Here is a 20,283-nt window from a genome sequence, read left to right on the forward strand (position 1 = left end):
GGGGGTCTTCAATAGGGCAGCAAAGCCTTAGTTATCGCACTTTTTAAGAGAGGTCCCGAACAGGAACCGGATACCTTTTTCTACCAGGGACTGCGGCTGTGGCGAATCGGATGAACTGTTCTGGCGCGAACGCTTTGGGATAAAACCACGGTCGCCAAACCAGGTGAGGGACTGACTGGCCTCGGTCTTCCCTCTTTCCCGATCGTCGCCGGTGTTCTCATCGCAGACGGCCGCTTTCGTAATAGCCGCCGTTCCTACAAACAAAAGCGCACAAAGTAGGACCTTTTTCATAAAGGGATGGATCAGGTTTGCCTTCCAAAGATAAAAAGGATCGCCAAATCTAAAAACAGGCTACCAGTTGAAGGATCATAATTCCGGGATGAACCCGTCGAATTTAGTGGTGAACACCGTAAAAAGCAGGATAAACGGTAAGCCGGTCTGGCCTGCATCAGCCCCTGCCGGCGTTTACATAGCCGGAATATCGTCCTTAAGTTTTCCCTGCATGGCTTTCCGGAACTTCGCTACTTTCGGCATAGAGACCCGTTGGATGTAGGGATTTTCGGGGTGCTGCCGGTAATACCCCTGATGGTACACCTCGGCAGGATAGAAAATTCTGAACGGGACTATCTCAGTAACAACCGGGTCGCTGAAATGCCCGGAAGCGTTTACCGCCCGGATGGCCACTTCAATACTGGCTTTTTCCTCAAGGGTACGGTAAAAGGCTACCGATCGGTATTGTTCGCCTATATCCGGACCCTGCCGGTTCAAGGTAGTAGGGTCGTGGCCGGAAAAGAATGCCTTCACCAGCGTATCGTACGAAATCACCGCCGGGTTATAATACACCTGTACCGCTTCGGCATGGCCGGTGGTATCAGTGCCTACTTGCTCGTACGTCGGATTTTCGGTCCGGCCACCCGCATAGCCGGAAATAACTTCCCGAACCCCCTTCAGTTCTTCAAATTCTTCTTCAAGGCACCAAAAACACCCACCGGCAAACGTGGCTACGGCCTCTCCGGGCTGGAGGGTCGGCAACCTGGCGGGGGCCTGGTCGCCGGTAGTCTTTCGGGTACTCGATTGTTGTTGCGCGCAGCCGGTCAGCAGCAGCAGACTAAGCAAGGTTGACAGAAGCCGATTCATAACAGGGTACGTTTGGCGAAGAAATCATATATCTGTCTTTAAACAGCAAACGGCGTAAATCAAATCCGTATTGATAAGATTTACGAAAACATATGGTGGCTATGCCGGAAAAATTAGAAAAAATCTAATCTGTGTTGGATACATTCCTCTATTCTGTGGTAGAAAGACCTCAACTTCTAACCTCTACCAGTAAATGGGTTTGGCACGGATAAGTACTTTGAAATTTTTATAACTTCCTTATTTTTAATGACTTGTGTTTTATAGGATAATCAGATCAATCGCGTTTAATCTGGTTCAAACGTCTTGATATAGAAAGAATTAAAGCTGAAGCGACCGGTTAGGTAGTTTCTAAACAATTTAATTGACAGCACTTATCAGAACGTAATTTATATGCCAGATTACGAAAAAGGTGTTTGCTGGAGGGATTTATGGCATGACTTTTTAACCTATAAAGCATGACTAGTAAGTGAACAACAAAAAACAGGAGGTTATTATGAAACTATTAACATTATTTACAGCTGTACTAATTTCGGTTAGTATGGCCGGTTGCGCGAACCGCGGCCAGAACGTCATCGTCAATGCAGACCAGCGATTAAATCATGACTTCAGCAATTATAAATCGTTTACCTGGGCTTCTCAGGTAGATAATCAGCTTGATCCGGGCTTTTATTTCCTGAATGACCTGGTTCTGAAGGAGCGCATTCGTAATGCAGTTGCTTTTTCGCTGGAAGGACGAGGTTATAACAAGGTTCAGCAGAATGCCGACCTGATCGTGAATTTTCGGGTATTTGACAAGCCGACTACCATTCAGGGCTTTACCGGATATGGCTCCGGTTATTGGGGCGATTTACAAGTCCGAAATCCGGAGAATTCCAAAGAATTCCAGGTTGAGGCTGGTACGCTGATAATTAATCTGCTTGATAAAAATACCGGTGAAGTTGTATGGCAGGGCTTTGCCTCCGGTCTGATGGACGGAAATGTCTTTGATAAACGGGAAGATAAAATAAAGCAAGCTGTAAACCTGATTTTTGAGAAATACCCGTACCGTGGTGATAAACTCGGTAGCTAAGTAGAGGTGATTCTAAGAACATAAGGCGGACCTGCCCACTGAGGGCAGGTCTTTATTGTTTTACGGGAAGCAGAATGGTAAATCGGGTACCTTGCCCCGGCGTTGAGTCGGCGTAGATTGAGCCGGCATGGTTTTCAACAATCTTTTTGCATAGCGACAGGCCAAAGCCCAGACCAGATGTTGTTGGATTAAGCTTTTTCTGGATCAGAAAAACATAGTCGCGGTAGCTGTTATCAAAACCGATGCCATTGTCGGTAAAGGTGATCTTGGCAAAATCGATGTATTTATACTTTCCTTTAAATGCGCGGTAGCTATTATGCTGAATGATGCTACAGTTCAAATCGATGCTGGTTATGGCATCTATGTCTGGCCGGTGAAATTTAATAGCGTTATCGATCAGGTTGTAGAATAACAGTTCAAGTTGTTTCGGGTTTCCTTCAATTACCGGCAGTGGCTCTATATGCAGCGATAGCCGGTCGTAACCGGTATGAAGCCTGGCCTTATGAAGGGCACTGTCTACAATTTCGTTTAAATCGACTACGGTTGGTTTTAGTGAAGCGATATCCACGGAGACAAACTCACGCAGGTTGGTAATCATCTGCCGGATCTGGCGGCTGGCCAGAATGGCCCGGTCAATGGCCTCATTGCCTTTTTGGGTTAGAGCTGCCCGGTTTTCCAGCTGCAGCAGATCTAGAAAAGTTGTGATCTTGCGCACCGGCTCCAGCAAGTCGTGCGATATGATCTTGTTGAACTGGGTCAGCTCCTGATTGCGCTGTTCTAACTGGCTGATTCGCCGGTCAAGTTCTTCCTTATACTGCTCCAGCTCCTGCTGGGTTCTACTTAATTCTTCGTTTTTTAACAGGGCTTCTTCGGCTGTTTTGCGTGCTTTAATTATCTCCTGCTCGTACTTTTGCCGCTGATAGACCGGGAGGCAGGCGCAGATGTTCAGGAAGCGGCCATTCTCCAGTAGGCGCGTGGCATTGACCAATACCGGCACGTCTGCCTGTGTCTTGGTTTTCAGCGAAATAAATATTTCTTCGGCTGTTCCGTGGAGCTTAATGAGCGGAAAGAAATGAGTCTGGTAGAAAATGCGGCTGGCTATTGTAAGAATCGTTTCTACGTTTCGGCCCACCAGTTCCGAAACGGTAGACCCCAACTGCCGGGCCAGCGTTTGATTGATTTTTACGAGAATCCCCTCATCTGTAAAAGCAAAAAGGCCGCAGGGTATTACATCCAGCAAGTCGTCGTCAGTACTTTCCGTCATAAGTGTCGGCGATATTGGCGTTGGCCGAATGCAAATAGGAAGTAATGACCGCAATGGTTTCTTCCGGCGCACTCATATGCGGGCAGTGTCCGGTTGCCTGCATTACCCGCAGTGTGCTGCCAGGCGTATGTTGATGCATGTAGTTGCCAACCGCCATTGGTGCGATCAGATCATCGGAGCATTGCATAATCAACGACGGTACTTTTAATTTTGCCAGGTCTCTGCGGTTATCCGAAAAAAAGGTTACTTCGGCAAAACGCCGGGCAATGTGCGGATCGGTTGAACAGAAGCTTTCACTCAGCTCCTCACTCAACTCCGGCCGGTCTGTATTTTTCATGATGACCGGGGCCAGAAAGTTAGCCCAGCCGATATAATTTTTCTCCATCGTATCGAGCAGCTCATCAATGTCTTTTCGCTCAAAACCGCCGATATACGCTGTGCCCTCGTTAATGTATCGGGGAGATGGACCCACAAAAATCAGCCGGTCGAACAAGTGCGGTTCTTTTACAGCCGCCAGCAGACCAATCATGCTGCTGACCGAATGACCGACAAAAATAACGTGCCTCAGGTTTAGCGCCTGACAGATATCCAGTACGTCTTGGGTGTAGCCGTTCAGGTTGCTGTAGCGCTCGGCACTGTATGCGCTCAAATCAGATTTGCCGGAGCCTACATAATCAAACAGGACAATTTTGTATTTATTCTGAAACGATGGCGTTACAAACCGCCACATATTCTGGTCGCAGCCAAAACCGTGGGCAAAGAGCATCGGCTGGGAGCCGTTGCCAAACACCTTTACGTTGTTGCGGGCAATTACATCGTTATTCATTTTAGAAACGTGAGTAAGTAAACGAGCCACAATATACGTTTGAATTCAACAAAAGCAGGAACACCTTGTAGCCAACAACATTTTTTCAGGAATAAACTTATTTTGTGGGGTAGCCCGTATTTTTACACCCGATATGATGAACCAGCGATTCAGAACATGGCTCCGGCGGGTTGGCTGGCTCGGCTTTTTGTTCTTTTTGATCAAAGGCCTGCTCTGGCTGATTATACCGTATTTAATAGCGAAGGGCGTTTTATCCCGCTAAGCGTCCTATCGACCCTCTATGATACAGCCCGATTATCGCCGACGATTAGGAGTATTCCGGAACCCGGCGGTCCGGCACGAACTCCGCACCCTTGATCCCACCCGCGATTATGAGCGGATGGTGCAGCTCCTGATTGGGTATGAATTTCCGTTCGACATTAACCGGGCGCTTGAACTGGCCCTGTTTCATACCTACGCCAGTCCGCGGGTCTCGGCTCTTACCAACCGCACGGGCGAGTTTGAACAGCACGGGCAGCGCCGGTACGATGATACGGCTATTTTGATCGCTCGTTTTATTCAGCATGGGCTTGACAGTGATAGGGGCGCGCGGGCCATTGAGCACATAAACCGCATTCATGGGTTCTACCAGATTGCCAACGAGGATTTTTTGTTTGTGCTGGCGACCTTTATCTTTTACCCTATCGACTGGGTAAACCGGTATGGCTGGCGAAAACTAACCTCCAGCGAGGAGCAGGCTTTTTATTATTTTTTTCGGGAGGTGGGCCACCGAATGCACCTGCAGGCAATTCCCGGGAGCCTGGAAGCGTTTCGGGAATTCAACCGGCAGTATGAAGCCAACTATTTCCGGTATGCCGAAAGCAACCGACGGGTAGCCGACGCTACCATCCGGGTGGTGCAGGGCTGGTTTCCGCGTTTCCTGAGGCCGGTAGTGAAACAGGCTGTTGCCGGCCTGATCAGCGATTCGCTGCGGCAGGCGTTTGGGTATCCGCCACCCGCCCGCTTGGTCACGGCCCTCCTGAATGGATTGCTCTGGCTACGCAAATGGCCGCTGCGCTGGATTACGGTTAAGCCTTACCCGACACTGATCGAAAACAGCTACTACCATTCCTATCCAAACGGTGTGCCCGAGGTAGAGGCTATGGGGCCTGAAAAGCTTCTTCGCCGGATAAACAAATGAAGGGGTAAGGGGCTTTAGTAAAAATACTACCTTATTTTCAGCTAACCAGTAGCCCACTATGCGCCGACTCCTGCTTTTCTTTTGGTATCAACTGGCGGTTGGCCTGGTACAGGCTCAGGTCGCCACGCCCGTAGCGCCCGACAAAGTGTATGGGGAGCTGTTTGTGGATGTGCAGATGGCCAGAATCTTCCCCGACAGCAAGACCTTTGTCGACTGCATTCCCAAACGAGCCCCCATTGATATTATAAACGACTATCGGCAAATCAAAGCTAACCCGGCCATCCGCTTTTCGCTGGAGCGCTTTGTCCAGGAAAACTTTGAGCTGCCGGCACAGGTGGGTACTACCTATCAGTCTGACCGGAACGAGGATGTAAAAAGCCATATCCGGGAGCTTTGGGCGGTACTCAAGCGCACCCCTGACCAAATCAGCCCCGGCAGTTCCCTGTTGCCGTTACCGAATGCCTACATTGTACCCGGAGGGCGCTTTCGCGAAGTGTACTATTGGGATAGTTACTTTACCATGCTGGGCCTGCAGGAGAGTGGTGAGGAGGCTGTGGTCGAAAATATGATCCGCAACTTTGCCTATCTTATCAGCACCTATAACCATATTCCGAACGGGAACCGGACCTATTACCTCTCGCGGTCGCAGCCGCCGTTCTTCTCCCTGATGGTAGAGTTGCTGGCTGCCCGAAAAGGTGAAGGCGTGTACCAGGAATTCCTGCCGGCGCTGCGGCAGGAGTACGACTACTGGATGGATAATACCAAACTTACCAAACACGTGGTGCGAATGCCCAACGGTAGTCTGCTCAACCGCTACTATGACCAGGATGTAATTCCCCGGCAGGAGTCGTTCTACGAAGATTCCGTGCTGGCCCGAGAGAGTAATCCGGCCGACCGGGCGGCCCTGTACCGGCACCTTCGCTCCGGTGCCGAGAGCGGCTGGGATTTCAGCACCCGCTGGTTTGCCGACGGCGAAAACCTGGCTACCATTCGGACCACAGACATCGTCCCCGTTGATCTGAACGGCCTGCTCTATCATTTGGAGGTGACGCTCAGCCGGGCCTACGCACAAACGGGCAACAGCCGGGAGGCCCGGAATTTTCGCCGGCTCGCCTATAGCCGCCAAAAAGCCATCAACAAATACTGCTGGAATCCGCAGGATGGCTGGTACTACGATTATGTGCTGCCCAACCGTAGCCGCTCCCGCGAAATGACCATCGCCGGTATGTCGCCCTTCTTTTTTCGGATTGCCCCCCACAATCGAATAGGAACCGTTACGGCTGTGCTGGAGCAGAATTTCCTGAAACCGGGTGGAGTGGTTACTACCCTGAAAACATCAGGGCAGCAGTGGGATGCGCCCAACGGCTGGGCACCCTTGCAGTGGATGACCGTTCAGGGCCTGGAAAACTACGGCCGCAGTGATCTGGCCCGCGAAATAGCCCGGCGCTGGGCCGGCCTGAACATCCGGGTGTACAAAGCCACCGGTAAACTGATGGAGAAGTACAACGTCATCGACACCAACCTGGAAGCCGGTGGTGGCGAGTACCCCTCTCAGGACGGCTTTGGCTGGACCAACGGCGTGTTGCTGAAGCTTATGAACACGTATAAAGTAGGGGAGTGAGGAGACAGGAGTAACGGCCCGGTGGGTTTTGGTTCGTCATGGGCTTTCTGAACATGCCTGCCGGGTAGTGGTACAGGTCAAACACTTCCTGTTGACCAGGATTACACTTATTCGACAGAACTCGGTACAGCATAGAACAGGTAACCAGATACCATGCACCGAATACCGGCGAAGGTGGTCGGGGCGGTACCATCAACAATGCAGTATCGGATCCAGTCAGTAGAACCACCCAGGACATTGGATGGATACGTTCTGAAAACAGAGCTGGTTTTTGGTAAATGCCGCAGAAAGCCTACCTTTCGCCCACAAAATCCTATTAAATCGTGCACTTTATTCTCACCAGCTATTCTCTGGTGGCACTGCTGGCTGGTATCCTAACCAGCGGAATGACCAGTTGCCGCTTAAACCCGGAAAGCCTCGGTTTTCGGGACACCAATGCGGGTGGCCGGCAGGCGGCTCCTGCCCCAACCCTGGGCAATGTGGAATATTGGCTGACAAAGCCTGACAAATCAGCCCTGTTTACGAAGCAATCCTCTACTTTGGCCTTCAGCAACACCACCACTAAGGACCTGACCATCGACGTGGATACCACCCAGACCTTTCAGCCGATCGACGGATTTGGGTATACGCTCACCGGCGGCAGTGCCTATGTGCTTAACCGGATGACTGCGGCCAGCCGCGATGCGCTGCTAACCGAATTATTCGCTACTACGGGCAACGCAATCGGGGTAAGCTACCTGCGTCTGAGTATCGGCGCTTCGGATCTCAGCCAGTCGGTATTTTCGTACGACGATATGCCGGCCGGGCAGACCGACCCGAACCTCACCAATTTCAATATCAGTCCGGAGCGGGCAGACCTGCTGCCGGTACTGAAACAGATTCTGACCCTAAACCCGGCCCTTAAAATTGTGGCAACGCCCTGGTCTCCGCCAGGGTGGATGAAAACCAATATCAGCTCTGTCGGTGGGAGTCTCAAACCTGAATACTACCTGGCCTACGCCAATTATTTTGTGAAGTATATCCAGGCTATGAAAGCCGAAGGGGTTTCTATTGACGCAATCACTGTGCAGAATGAGCCGTTGAACCCCAACAATAATCCCAGCATGGTTATGACGGCTGCCGAGCAGGGCAGCTTTATCAAAAATAACCTCGGCCCCGCGCTGCGGAATGCCGGGCTGACAACCAAAATCATTTTGTACGACCACAACTGCGATAATCCGAATTATCCCATTTCAATTCTGAACGATCCGGCAGCCAAACAATACATCGATGGATCTGCCTTTCACCTCTACGCCGGAGACATAAGTGCCATGTCGCAGGTTCGTGCGGCCCACCCCGACCGGAACCTGTACTTCACCGAGCAGTATACCGGTACCAATGGTAATTTTGGTGGAGATCTGAACTGGCACCTGAAAAACGTACTCATTGGCGCTACCCGCAACGGGAGCCGCAACGTGCTGGAGTGGAACCTGGCTACCGATGCCAGTTACGGCCCCCGTACACCGGGTGGTTGTTCTACCTGCCTGGGTGCCCTGACTATCGGCACCGGCGTCACCCGTAATGTGTCGTATTATATCATTGCCCATGCCGCCAGATTCGTACGGCCCGGGTCGGTGCGTATTGCGTCCAACATTCCCGGTGCGCTACAGAATGTAGCGTTCAGAACATCGGACGGGACGAAAGTGCTAATCGTTTTGAACGAGGCCCGCAACACACAGACGTTTGCTATTCGGTTTCGGGGTAAAATTGTGTCGACCACCCTACCCAGTGGTGCCGTCGGTACCTATGTATGGAAGTAAGAGAAGCCGGCTTATTGCAAAACCCCGGCCACGCGATTTTTCTGCCACAGCCATAGCAGATACAGCGTAGCTACCAGCGCCAGCACCGCCGAGAGGGCAAAAGAGGCTTCCATGCCCAGGTCGAGATGATTGAACAGATACCCCGACAGTACCGCACCAATGCCGATACCCGCTTCGAGCGCAATGTACATGGTAGCCATGGCCCGGCCGCGGGTGTGTTCATCGCTTAAATCGGCGGTCCAGGCCTGAACCGTGGGGCTGTTCATTCCCCACGACATCCCGAACAGAATAGCGGCAGTGTAAAACAAAACCGGCGTATGCGCTATTGTCAGCACGGCCATACCCGCCACCAGCACCGCCGTAGAAATAGCCAGGACGGGTACCCGCCCGTAGCGGTCAGACGAACGCCGGAACAGGAGCCTGATCACCAGCGACGCAATAGTATATACGGTAAAAAACAGGCCTTTGTTGGTAATTCCCAGCGAACTGCTCAGGGCCGGAGCCAGCGTCAGCACTGCTCCTGAGGAAAACGATTGCAGCAGCAACACAAAGAACGGTTTGGTAGCCTGCCGGTCGAAGATCTCTTCCCGCTTCAGCTTAAACAAACGCAGGCGGAATGGCTGCTGATTGTCCAGCGTTTCGGGCATCCGCAACAAAATCAGGATCGACATCAGGGCAAACACAGAGGATACGTGAAACAGCGCGTCCATGGAGTAAGCGTCTGCCAGCCAGCTACCAATGGCCGGCCCCAGCGACATACCGGTGGCGGTAAACAGACCTAAAGCTCCCATAGCTTCACCCCGGCGCTCGACCGGCACTACATCGGCCACATACGCAGCGGTGGCGGTAGGCTTCGTGCCGGTCGAAAAGCCGTGAATCAGGCGGAGCATCAGAAAGCCCCAGACTGTAAGCAGATACGGATACAGGAACCCGCACAGAAAGCAGACGACCGAGCCAAACGCCATTACGGGTACCCGCCCGATGGTATCGGTAAGTTTGCCGCTGAACGGCCGGGAAATACCGGCCGTGAAGGTAAACAACGCAATTATCAACCCCACGTATTCCTGGCCGCCCAGCCTGGTCAGGTAATCCGGGAGTTCCGGGATAAGCATCTGAAAACTGGCCGAAAATAGAAAGTTACTCAAACATAGTAGCCAGAACGGAAGCGTATAGAGCGTCGAACGAGTGGTCGTAGAAGTAGTTGTAATCATTGTTCCCTGCAAAGCCAAAGCAGCATCATACGTACTATGGTTGGTCAACTTTACCCGAATAGCTTTAGTTTCCGGTTTGCCGCTGCTGTTTAGGAAACGGACAAAAAGTTTAGAAAAATCCAGCTCTATCTTTCGGTAATGCTATACGTTGGCCGGAAAGCAGAAATACCGATCGAGTCATTACCGGCGTTAGTCGGAAAGGAAGTATACCGTTTGGGTTTCCATTCCGGTGGGTTTACCGTACTTTTGTGCTCGAAATGTAAACTGTATGTCCCGTAATATTAAGATTGGCCTGTTTATTTTTGTTTGTGTGCTTGCGGCTTCGTTTTCATTTTACGCCTGGCAGGTATTTAAAACCCCTAACCTGCAGGTAGGTGAAAACGACCAAGCCTTTGAGTTATATATTCCCCGCGGTGCAACGTATCAGACGGTACTGGACACCATCAAAAAGCACGACGTTGTTCACGATGAGTTGTCATTTCGCTTTCTGGCCAAGCTGATGAAGTACCCGCAAAGTGTCAAATACGGCCGGTATGTGATCCAGCCGAAAACGGGTAACTATGCCGCGCTTGTCAAACTCCGCAGTGGCGACCAGGACCCCGTAAAGCTGACCTTCAACAGCATTCGCCTGAAAGACGACCTCATCAGACGCATAGGCAGCAAACTGGAGTTTGGCACCGACACGCTGGCCGACCTGCTGAATGATCCGGCCGTGACACAGCAATACGGTTTTGATACCACCACCATTGTCTGCATGTTTATTCCGGATACATACGAGTTTTTCTGGACCGTGAAGCCAAAGGATTTTCTCGACCGCATGGCGAAAGAATACAAAGGCTTCTGGACTGAAGAGCGCAAACGGAAAGCGGCTGCCTTGGGCCTGTCGCAAACCCAGGTGCAGATTCTGGCCTCCATCGTGGAAGGCGAAACCAAAAAGAACGACGAGAAACCCCGCGTAGCCGGCGTGTACCTGAACCGCCTGAAACGGGGAATGCGGCTGGAAGCCGACCCGACGCTGATCTTTGCTGCCCGTGATTTCACCATCCGCCGGGTGCTGAACGTTCACAAAGCCATCGACTCACCGTACAATACCTACCGCTATGCCGGCCTGCCGCCCGGCCCCATTTACCTGCCGCAGGAATCATCTATTGATGCCGTGCTGAACGCCGAGAATCACGATTACCTGTACTTTGTAGCCAAAGAAGACTTCTCCGGCTATCATAATTTTGCCCGCACCTATGCCGAGCATCTGGCCAACGCCCGCCTTTACCAGCGCGCCCTGAACCAACGGAAGATTATGAAATGAGTTAAGAGTTAAGAGGATGCGTAAGTAATAACTCTTAACTCATCACTGACCTTATGTTCACTTACACAGTCACCAATCTCCGCGTGCGGTATGCCGATACCGACCAGATGGGGTATGTCTATTACGGCAATTATGCCCGTTTTTACGAAATCGGGCGTGTGGAGTCGCTGCGAAGTGTAGGGGTGAGCTACAAAGAACTGGAAGCCTCGGGCGTGATGATGCCGGTATACGAAATGAAAACCCGCTACATCCGGCCCGCCCGTTACGATGATCTGCTGACCGTGCAGGTTAGCATTCCGCACCTCCCCGGTGCCCGTATTCTGTTTCAGTACGAAATTTTCAATCAGGAAGGCATTTTGCTCAATACCGGCGAAACGACGCTGGTCTTTCAACGGGCCGATACGGGACGCCTTTGTACGATGCCGGCCGAATGGCTCAGCAAGATAAAACCTTTTTTTTGAGGGATTAGTTAACCTCTATAGGTAAGGTACCGTACTATGTTAGATAAGCTGAAGAACCTGGAGTGGGTGCAGCGGATCATTCATCAGTTGAAGCACACCTATGCATTAAACTCCAGAACTACCTGGTATGATTTCCTGAAAGGAATGTCCAATAAAATTGTGGACAATGATACCAGCGAACGGGCATCGTCGGCTGCTTTCAACTTATTTCTCGCCATTTTTCCGTCCATTATTTTCCTTTTTACCCTAATTCCCTACATCCCCATCGAGAATTTTGAAACCGAGATATTTCTGTTTCTGGCCGAAGTGATTCCGGCACCTACATTTCAGGTGGTAGATACCACGATTCATGATATAATAAGCCGGCCGCGGGGCGGAGTGCTGTCATTTGGTTTTTTGTTTGCTCTCTTTGCGGCAACCAACGGCGTAATGGCGCTGATGAATGCCTTTAATTCATCGCACAAAATTGTTGAACACCGAAGCTTTTTAAAACGACGGCTGGTGGCCCTGGCCCTGACGTTTACGCTCACATTTGCCTTGTTTCTGGCCATAATGGTATTGGTGATCGGAGGGGTAGTCACCAGCTATCTTCAACGATTAGGTATCATTAGCGACGTGCTGAACCGAATCGTCACGCTGGGTAGCTACCTGGTTGTATTTGCTGTTTTTGTAGGTGTAGTAGCGGTCATGTACCGGTTTGGCCCTGACGTAAACATGAAATGGCGGCTTATTACGCCCGGTTGTCTGACGGCCTCAACATTGATTGTGCTGACGACCTACGGGTTTTCCTATTATGTTTCCAACTTCAGTTCGTATAACAAAGTATACGGGTCTATCGGAACGCTGATCGCGCTGATGATCTGGGTCAATGTCGTATCCATGATCCTGATTATTGGCTTTGAAATTAACGACTGCCTGTATAACCTGGAAGGCGAGCGGGATCCGCAGGTAGAAGAAAAGATCAGCCAGCCGAAAGAACCGGCCAGTATGGCAACGTCAGGCTAACACAAGCTGGCCATTGATTATTGGCTCATACTTAACGGTTTAGTTTTCCGTTTGCTAAAAAGATTGCGGGTAACTGGGTAAAATACTCTTACTTTTACCTGGAATTTATACGAACGCATATGAGAAATCACCGGAGCCGTTCGTTAGCAGCATGAGTCACAGAATCTGATGCAGTCAATCACCGGAAAAGTTAATAACCTGCCCATGTCGCCTTATCTAAACCAGATAAAACCATGGGTTTCCGTTATTTGTACCAGTTACAATCACGAATCCTATATTGCCGAAACGCTTCAGTCGGTTGTTTCCCAGAGCTACCCGAATGTAGAGCTAATTGTCATCGATAATGGGAGTACCGATCGCACCCCGGACCGCATCAGGGCATTTCTTAAAGAGCATCCGGACGTTGAGTTTATTCAGAATACCGAAAATGCCGGCTTATGCCAGGCGTTCAATCAGGGGCTTAAACGAGCCGGTGGCCGTTACGTCATCGACCTGGCAGGGGATGACATTTTACTGCCGGACCGCATAGCCCGACAAGTCGATTTTTTTGATCGCCTGCCGGATTCCTATGCCGTGGTTTTCTCCAATGCCCGGTACATCTGTCCGGGGGGTACGCTGCTCAACTACCATTATCCAATCAACGAAAAAGGGCAGGCGAAGATGAAGGTGCCTTCCGGCGATGTATTTCGGCATGTGCTGGAATCGTACTTTATCTGCACCCCTACCATGATGATGCGTAAAGAAGTTTTGGACAGCATCGGCGGTTACGACGAATCACTTTGGTTTGAAGACTTCGATTTCTGGGTACGTACATCGCGACTCTACCAGTACGCGTATATCGATGAGGTGCTGACCTACAAACGCATGCTGGCAGACTCACTGTCGCAGCAGGTAGTGCTAACCGATAACCGGCTTTTACAATCGACGCTCCAGGTTTGTCTTAAAGCGTTTGACCAGTGCGCCACCGCCGACGAATACCAGGCCCTCGCCGGCCGTATCCGGCAGTTTGTTCGCAAATGCTTTTATGCGGAGCAGTTTGACCTTGCTCTAAAATTTGGTGAACTACTACGTTATGTAGAGGCTCCCGGCCCGCTGACCACCGCTATTCTGATACTGTGCCGGATGCGCTTACCGGTCAATGCGGCTTATCGGCGGTATATTCACTGGCATCGGCAACGCCGTACGCTCAGTCTGCCAGCTAAAAAGCCCTGAGCATAGTTATATGATAAAAGACTGATGGTATGCCGGCCGAGTTTATTCGAATACACCCCCAAAATCCCGAAGAACGTAAAATACTGCATGTAGTGAATGCCCTCCGGGATGGAGCTGTAATTATTTACCCGACGGATACCGTGTATGGTATGGGCTGCGATATCCATAACACCCGGTCGGTAGAGCGCGTTGCCCGCGTAAAAGGTATTAAGCCGACTAAAAATGATTTTTCGTTTATCTGCTATGATTTAAGCCATATCGCCGATTACGCCAGGGTGGGTAACCAGACGTTTAAACTGATGAAGCGGCTTCTGCCAGGACCGTTTACGTTTATTCTTGATGCCAGCAACCGGGTTCCCAAAATTCTTAACGCCAATAAAAAAACAGTCGGTATTCGGGTTCCCAGCTGCGCTATCCCCCGGCAGCTCGTCTTTGAATTAGGCAATCCGATCATTACGACTTCCATCAAGGATGACGATGAAATTCTGGAGTATCCTACTGATCCAGAAGAGATTTTCGAACGATTTCAGCATCAGGTCGATATCGTGATTGACGGTGGCCCTGGTGGAAATATACCATCTACGGTGATTGACGCCACCACCGATGCTTTTGAAATTATCCGCGAAGGGCTGGGGGATTACTCGCTTTAAGTGTGACATTTTTTGTAAGTTTATCGCTCAACGGTTCTATTAATTCATATGATTTTTTCGAAATCCTTCCATTTACTCGTACTCTCAGCCCTGCTAGCCGGGGGCTGTCAATCCCGCTCAGCGCAGGAAACGGCACAGTCGGACCCCAACACATCGGCTGAAGCCGCTCCCGAAACCAGTAATACCAAATTGGCAGTAACCAAAGACACCGCCATTACTACTGCCGCAGCGACTACGGCAGCTACTGCGGGTAAAGAATTAACACCGTTGGATTCGCTGCGGATGATGGCTCCTAAAGTACCCGATCCTATTTTGCCCGATCGGCGAATTCTGGCTTACTACGGAAACCCGCATTCAAAGAAAATGGGCGTGTTGGGCGAGTACCCCAAAGATGAAATGCTTCGGCGACTGGACCGGGAAGCGGAAAACTGGCGAAAAGCTGATCCCTCAAAACCCATCCAGAAGGCGCTTCACTTAGTATCCATTACTGCCCAGGGCGCACCCGGCAAAGATGGAAAGTACCGTCTCCGAATGAGCGATTACACCATTCGGAAAGTAATTAAATGGGCAGCTGAGCATAACGCTATCTGTTTCCTGGACGTACAGGTTGGTCTGTCTACCCTACAGCAGGAATTGCCTTATCTGGAAAAATACCTGACGTTACCGTATGTCCATTTGGGTATTGATCCTGAGTTTTCGATGAAAACCGGTGCCCGGCCCGGCACAAAGATCGGAACCTACGATGCGGCCGACATCAATTATGCCGTAAACTTCCTGAGCCGCATTAAGCAGGAGCATAATTTGCCTACCAAGATTCTGGTGGTGCACCGGTTCACCCAGCGCATGGTGACAAACTACAAAAATATTAAACTTAACCCTAATGTGCAGATCGTCATGCACATGGATGGCTGGGGCGAGCCCGTGCTGAAACGAGATAGCTACCGCGACTACATCAAAAAAGAAATGGTGCAGTACACTGGTTTCAAGCTGTTCTACCACAACGATGTAAAGAAGGCCCCTCACCACCTGATGACGGCAGAAGAGGTGCTGACTGAAGACCCCAAGCCGATTTATATTCAGTACCAGTAAGAAAAGGCAATGCATAATGATGAATGATAAACGATAAACGACAGGATGAGCCAGTACATTTATCGTTTATCATTCATCATTATGCATTAATTTTCCCCCTAATCCTCCCCTCATACTCTTCCCGCTTGTGTTTCCAGCGTTTGTGTGACCAGAGCCAGTCGGCCGGGTTGCGGTGGATTGATTGTTCCAGCAGCAGGCGGTAACGTTCCAGAATAGCTCCGTTTGGCAGGTTATCGTACGGGGGCTCGGCAACAGGGTAGAAGGTTGCCCGGTAGTAGCCTCGGCCTATGCGTACCGTTTCCAGAAAAAAGACCGGCAGGTTAAAGCTGCGGGCAAGTCGTTCGGTGCCGGGGTAAAATGGCGTATCGCGGTGCAGAAACGGCATCCAGTACCCGTATTCGGGTTGGTCGGGAACCTGGTCGGCCACCAGGGCGACAATGCGGGGGGTATGTCGGCGGGCCGCCATTTCCCTCGGTATTTTTGTCATGGGTAGAGGATGGGCTCCAAACCGGGAGCGGATCAGCCGCATCAACTGCTCGAAAAATTCACTTTTCAGGGGTTTATACACACTGTCTGTTGGCATACCGTTCAGCACCGAAGCGGGCGGAATCCATTCCCAATTGCACTGGTGCGAAGCCATGCCGATAACAGCCCGACCCTGCCGAAGATACTTTTTTACCGGTTCATCGTTATAAAATACAACCCGGCGGGATAGTTCTTCGGCCGGCAGGCTGGGGAGTTTAATGGTTTCTACGATCAGGTCGGTAAGATTCCGGTAAAATCCCTTGACCAGTCGATTTATCCGGGTGGCCGGCAAGTCGGGAAACGAAGCCCTCAGGTTCTCGCGAATAGTCTTTCGCCGGTAGCGGATCAGGTAGGCAAGCAGTACGTAAAGAACATCGGCCAGGCGGTAGAGAACCGGAAGTGGCAGCCGCGACAGGAATCGAAAAAATACCATTTATAGGGCGATGAGGTGGCAACGAAGGAATCAAATCCGGCGAACGTCACCCAATAATTAATTTTTATTAAAAAAATTTGACTATACTACTTTTTTCCGTTACTTGGTAACCATTAACCCACTCATTATTGGAAAAATACCAAATAGAGCATAAACCGAATGAGCTGCTGATTGAACTTCATTTCCTGCCCTGTCTGGATTATATAGCGGGCCTGCTGATGTTTAATCGCGTTCGCATTGAAGCAAACGAACATTACCAGAAGCAAAGTTACAGAAATCGCTGCTACGTTCTGACGTCGAATAAGATTGATTGTTTGACGGTCCCGGTCCAGAATGGTACCCATAAGCAGCTTATTCGGGATGTCCGAATTGATAATGGACAGTCCTGGCAGGATCGGCACTGGCGTTGCCTGTGCGCGGCATACGGCAAAGCACCATTTTTCGAGTATTACGCACCGTACCTGGAGCCGGTTATCCGGAGAAAATCAGCATTTTTATTCGACCTGAATCTTGAGCTACTGACAATATGTCTGCATTTGGTAGGGGCATCGGTTCAGGTAAAACTGACAGAATGTTACCAAAAGCAACCTGATCCGGGGGTGATTGATGCCCGATCCCGGATAAGTGCCCATCTTGCCGGTGAGGGCCCTTTATTTTACCGGGAACGGGTGTATGCCCAAAATTTTGGCAACGTATTTGTGCCTAATCTAAGCATTATTGATCTCTTATTCTGCCAGGGACCAAGCGCTCTGGATGTGCTGAAAGAAAGCAAAATCCGGGTAGTATCCTGAATGAACAAACCTAAAAAAATTTGTGTTACGCTATTGTAACGCTTACGACTGGAGACCCAAAGCGAATGGAAGCAAAATTTTCAAACCGCGTTAAAGAAGTTATATCGCTGAGCCGGGAAGAGGCTCTGCGGCTGGGGCACGATTATATCGGTACAGAGCACCTGCTGCTGGGCATGATCCGGGAAGGCGAGGGCGTAGCTGTTGGCTTGCTGAAGAAACTGGGCATCTCGCTGGATGAACTGCGGGTGACTATCGAACAGGCAACCAAGGGAACGGCTACCAACAACGTAAAAAATCTGGCGAATATTCCCCTGACGCGGCAGTCGGAAAAAACGCTGAAGATTACCTACCTGGAAGCTAAGATTTTTAAAAGCCCACTGATCGGTACAGAACATCTGTTGCTTTCGATTCTGCGTGATGAAGATAATGTTGCTACGCAGATCTTGAATAAATTCAACGTTAACTACGAAGTCATAAAAGAGATGTTAGAGTACCAATCCTCGGGCTCCCGTCCGCACATGGGTCCCGAAACAGACGATGACGGCGACGACACCCGCAGCATGTTTGGTGGTGGATCAGGCTCTGGTAAGGATCCGAAGGGCGCTGAGAAATCACGGACCCCGGTGCTGGACAATTTTGGTCGGGATCTGACCAAACTGGCCGAACTGGGTAAGCTGGATCCAATTGTTGGCCGTGAAAAAGAAATTGAGCGCGTGGCGCAGATCCTGAGCCGCCGGAAGAAAAACAACCCGATCCTGATTGGTGAGCCGGGTGTTGGTAAAACGGCGATTGCGGAAGGTCTGGCCCTGCGTATTGTTCAGAAGAAAGTATCCCGTGTGCTGTTCGGCAAGCGGGTGGTGACCCTTGACCTCGCGTCGCTGGTGGCCGGTACCAAATACCGCGGCCAGTTTGAAGAGCGGATGAAGGCGGTCATGAACGAGCTGGAAAAATCGCCGGAAGTGATCCTGTTTATCGACGAGTTACATACCATCGTAGGTGCCGGTGGCGCTTCTGGTTCGCTCGACGCATCCAACATGTTCAAGCCGGCCCTGGCGCGGGGTGATATTCAATGTATTGGTGCCACTACGCTCGACGAGTACCGCCAGTACATCGAAAAGGATGGTGCCCTGGCCCGTCGTTTCCAGGTTGTAATGGTTGATGCTACCTCGGTTGAAGAAACCATTGAGATCCTGAACAACATTAAAGATAAGTACGAAGATCACCACCACGTCAACTACACCCCGCAGGCGGTAGAGGCAGCCGTGAAACTCTCGGAGCGCTACATCAGCGACCGCTTCCTGCCGGATAAGGCTATTGACGTTCTCGACGAAGTGGGTGCCCGTGTTCACATCAGCAACATTACTGTTCCCGACGATATTCTGAAGCTCGAAGAGCAGATCGAGAATATTAAGAAAGAGAAGAATCAGGTAGTGAAGAGCCAGAAATACGAAGAAGCGGCTCAGCTGCGGGATAAGGAAAAGCGCCTGATCGATCAACTGGAGCGGGCCAAGCAGGCCTGGGAGGAAGATACCAAAAAGCGTCGCTACACGGTGAACGAAGACAACGTTGCCGAAGTGGTAGCCATGATGACCGGCATTCCGGTAACCAGTGTATCCAACGACGAAGGCAGGAAACTTATCAACATGGCCGACGAACTGAAAGGCCGGGTGATCGGGCAGAATGCCGCCATTGAGAAGCTGGTGAAAGCTATTCAGCGGACTCGTGTTGGGCTGAAAGATCCGAAGAAGCCGATAGGTTCCTTTATCTTCTTAGGGCCTACGGGTGTTGGTAAAACGGAACTGGCAAAGGTGCTGGCAACCTATCTCTTCGATAAAGAAGACGCGCTGGTTCGGATCGATATGTCGGAGTATATGGAGAAGTTCTCCGTAAGCCGGCTGGTCGGTGCTCCTCCGGGTTATGTCGGGTACGAAGAAGGAGGACAGTTGACGGAAAAGATACGTCGCAAGCCTTACAGTGTGGTGCTGCTCGACGAAATTGAGAAAGCTCACCCGGATGTATTCAACATCCTGCTGCAGGTACTCGACGATGGTATCCTGACCGACGGTCTGGGCCGCCGGGTCGACTTCCGCAACACCATTATCATCATGACCTCCAACATTGGGGTTCGTGACCTGAAAGACTTTGGCTCCGGTATCGGTTTCGCTACCCGGTCTAAGTCAGAAAGTCAGGACGACCTGATGAAGAGTACGATTCAGAATGCACTTCGCAAGGCCTTCTCGCCGGAGTTCCTGAACCGTCTGGACGATGTAATCGTGTTCAACTCACTACAGCGTGAAGACATCCACCGGATCATCGATCTGATGCTGGGCAAACTGCTGGGTCGGGTAACCAGCCTGGGCTACAATGTTGAGTTGACCGATAAGGCCAAAGACTTTCTGGCTGAGAAGGGATACGATCCGCAGTACGGTGCCCGTCCGCTGAGCCGCGCTATTCAGAAGTACCTTGAAGACCCAGTCGCAGAGGAAATCCTGAAAGGCGAACTGGTCGATGGTGACGTCATCCTGGCCGATCACGATGGCAGCAGCGACCAGCTCACCATTACGACAGAAAGTCAGAAAGTGGTTGAATGATAATATAATAATTTGTAAGTTAGCCCCTATAGCACTGCTATAGGGGCTTTTTTTTAGGGCATTAAATAAATATACGTGAAGAACTAAATCCGCTTCCATACTTAAATCGTTCA

General features: G+C 50.7%; 18 protein-coding genes. 12 read left to right on the forward strand and 6 right to left on the reverse strand.

Going from position 1 to position 20,283, the window contains the following annotated elements; genetic code table 11:
• Positions 1-27 precede the first annotated feature (27 nt).
• Together ABD931_RS04400 and msrA are read right to left on the reverse strand one after the other, a co-directional pair.
• The gene (locus ABD931_RS04400) at positions 28-291 is read right to left on the reverse strand and encodes a hypothetical protein (RefSeq protein ID WP_345264323.1); all 264 of its coding nucleotides are present in this window, start codon (positions 289-291) and stop codon (positions 28-30) included.
• A 174-nt stretch (positions 292-465) separates the two neighbouring features.
• Positions 466-1,137, reverse strand: a complete 672-nt coding sequence (gene msrA / locus ABD931_RS04405) for a peptide-methionine (S)-S-oxide reductase MsrA (protein WP_345264325.1) — start codon at positions 1,135-1,137, stop codon at positions 466-468.
• 493 nt (positions 1,138-1,630) lie between these two features.
• Here msrA and ABD931_RS04410 point away from each other — a divergent pair, with 493 nt between their 5' ends.
• Entirely contained in the window at positions 1,631-2,206 is a 576-nt protein-coding gene (locus ABD931_RS04410; protein WP_345264328.1) for a DUF4136 domain-containing protein, read from the forward strand.
• A 52-nt stretch (positions 2,207-2,258) separates the two neighbouring features.
• Here ABD931_RS04410 and ABD931_RS04415 read toward each other — a convergent pair whose 3' ends face one another.
• Positions 2,259-3,470, reverse strand: a complete 1,212-nt coding sequence (locus ABD931_RS04415; protein WP_345264330.1) for an ATP-binding protein — start codon at positions 3,468-3,470, stop codon at positions 2,259-2,261.
• A complete protein-coding gene (locus ABD931_RS04420) occupies positions 3,454-4,296 on the reverse strand; it encodes an alpha/beta fold hydrolase (RefSeq protein ID WP_345264332.1) in 843 nt (280 codons plus the stop codon). Before ABD931_RS04420 ends, ABD931_RS04415 begins: the two co-directional genes overlap by 17 nt.
• A gap of 280 nt (positions 4,297-4,576) precedes the next feature.
• On the opposite strand from ABD931_RS04420, the gene ABD931_RS04425 reads away from it, so the two are divergent.
• From ABD931_RS04425 to ABD931_RS04435, 3 genes are all read left to right on the forward strand, one after another.
• Positions 4,577-5,476 (forward strand): oxygenase MpaB family protein, encoded by a 900-nt coding sequence (locus tag ABD931_RS04425; RefSeq protein ID WP_345264334.1) that lies wholly within the window; start codon positions 4,577-4,579, stop codon positions 5,474-5,476.
• A gap of 58 nt (positions 5,477-5,534) precedes the next feature.
• Positions 5,535-7,097 carry an alpha,alpha-trehalase TreA gene (gene treA, locus ABD931_RS04430; RefSeq protein WP_345264336.1) on the forward strand — a complete coding sequence of 521 codons (1,563 nt, stop codon included), beginning with the start codon at positions 5,535-5,537 and terminating at the stop codon, positions 7,095-7,097.
• A gap of 386 nt (positions 7,098-7,483) precedes the next feature.
• Entirely contained in the window at positions 7,484-8,896 is a 1,413-nt protein-coding gene (locus tag ABD931_RS04435) for a glycoside hydrolase family 30 protein (protein WP_370469308.1), read from the forward strand.
• Between the two features lie 11 nt (positions 8,897-8,907).
• Here the strand turns inward: ABD931_RS04435 and ABD931_RS04440 are convergent, their stop codons facing one another.
• Positions 8,908-10,107, reverse strand: coding sequence for an MFS transporter (locus ABD931_RS04440; protein ID WP_370469304.1), 1,200 nt, complete (start codon positions 10,105-10,107; stop codon positions 8,908-8,910).
• Between the two features lie 268 nt (positions 10,108-10,375).
• On the opposite strand from ABD931_RS04440, the gene mltG reads away from it, so the two are divergent.
• The 6 genes from mltG to ABD931_RS04470 all read left to right on the forward strand — a co-directional run bounded on the left by mltG (position 10,376) and on the right by ABD931_RS04470 (position 15,830).
• A complete protein-coding gene (gene mltG, locus ABD931_RS04445; RefSeq protein ID WP_345264342.1) occupies positions 10,376-11,413 on the forward strand; it encodes an endolytic transglycosylase MltG in 1,038 nt (345 codons plus the stop codon).
• Between the two features lie 53 nt (positions 11,414-11,466).
• A complete protein-coding gene (locus ABD931_RS04450) occupies positions 11,467-11,874 on the forward strand; it encodes an acyl-CoA thioesterase (protein ID WP_345264344.1) in 408 nt (135 codons plus the stop codon).
• A 36-nt stretch (positions 11,875-11,910) separates the two neighbouring features.
• Positions 11,911-12,879 carry a YihY/virulence factor BrkB family protein gene (locus ABD931_RS04455; RefSeq protein ID WP_345264346.1) on the forward strand — a complete coding sequence of 323 codons (969 nt, stop codon included), beginning with the start codon at positions 11,911-11,913 and terminating at the stop codon, positions 12,877-12,879.
• Between the two features lie 168 nt (positions 12,880-13,047).
• The gene (locus tag ABD931_RS04460) at positions 13,048-14,091 is read left to right on the forward strand and encodes a glycosyltransferase (protein ID WP_345264348.1); all 1,044 of its coding nucleotides are present in this window, start codon (positions 13,048-13,050) and stop codon (positions 14,089-14,091) included.
• A 29-nt stretch (positions 14,092-14,120) separates the two neighbouring features.
• On the forward strand, positions 14,121-14,741 hold the full coding sequence (locus ABD931_RS04465; RefSeq protein WP_345264350.1) for an L-threonylcarbamoyladenylate synthase: 621 nt from the start codon (positions 14,121-14,123) through the stop codon (positions 14,739-14,741).
• Positions 14,742-14,789: 48 nt separating this feature from the next.
• Positions 14,790-15,830 carry a hypothetical protein gene (locus ABD931_RS04470; RefSeq protein ID WP_345264352.1) on the forward strand — a complete coding sequence of 347 codons (1,041 nt, stop codon included), beginning with the start codon at positions 14,790-14,792 and terminating at the stop codon, positions 15,828-15,830.
• Between the two features lie 79 nt (positions 15,831-15,909).
• Here the strand turns inward: ABD931_RS04470 and ABD931_RS04475 are convergent, their stop codons facing one another.
• On the reverse strand, positions 15,910-16,788 hold the full coding sequence (locus ABD931_RS04475) for a lysophospholipid acyltransferase family protein (RefSeq protein ID WP_345264354.1): 879 nt from the start codon (positions 16,786-16,788) through the stop codon (positions 15,910-15,912).
• Positions 16,789-16,916: 128 nt separating this feature from the next.
• Between ABD931_RS04475 and ABD931_RS04480 the strand changes: the two genes are divergently transcribed.
• Together ABD931_RS04480 and ABD931_RS04485 are read left to right on the forward strand one after the other, a co-directional pair.
• On the forward strand, positions 16,917-17,579 hold the full coding sequence (locus ABD931_RS04480) for a WbqC family protein (RefSeq protein ID WP_345264356.1): 663 nt from the start codon (positions 16,917-16,919) through the stop codon (positions 17,577-17,579).
• A 65-nt stretch (positions 17,580-17,644) separates the two neighbouring features.
• Entirely contained in the window at positions 17,645-20,170 is a 2,526-nt protein-coding gene (locus tag ABD931_RS04485) for an ATP-dependent Clp protease ATP-binding subunit (RefSeq protein WP_345264358.1), read from the forward strand.
• The last annotated feature ends 113 nt before the right edge of the window (positions 20,171-20,283 follow it).

The organism is Nibrella viscosa (genome assembly GCF_039541875.1).
Classification (GTDB): domain Bacteria; phylum Bacteroidota; class Bacteroidia; order Cytophagales; family Spirosomataceae; genus Nibrella; species Nibrella viscosa.